Consider the following 285-nt stretch of genomic DNA (forward strand, 5'->3'; position numbering starts at 1 on the left):
CTGCGCACAATCGGTTCGGCGGGCGAGTCTCTCGGCCGCGAGACCTATAACTGGGTGCGCGATGCGCTGGGAATGACCGTCAACGAATTCTACGGTCAGACTGAGTGCAATTTTGTGATCTCCTCAAGTGCCGCCGCCGGCGTTTCGAAGGCGGGGGCGATCGGGCGGCCGGTGCCGGGGCATCTGGCTGCCGTCGTCGATGACAAGGGCAACGAGCTGCCGGTGGGGCAGACCGGGCAGATCGGTGTCAGGGCGCCGGATCCGGTGATGTTTCTTGGCTACTGG

The 285-nt window shown here is 64.6% G+C and carries 1 protein-coding gene; it reads left to right on the forward strand.

Translation table 11 applies throughout. The annotated features are described in order from the left end of the window. The coding region (locus tag SCA31_RS22990; protein WP_410699351.1) for an AMP-binding protein at positions 1-285 on the forward strand (285 nt) is incomplete at both ends.

The sequence above is a fragment of the Chryseobacterium sp. SIMBA_028 genome (assembly GCF_046535285.1).
Taxonomy (GTDB): Bacteria; Bacteroidota; Bacteroidia; order Flavobacteriales; family Weeksellaceae; genus Chryseobacterium.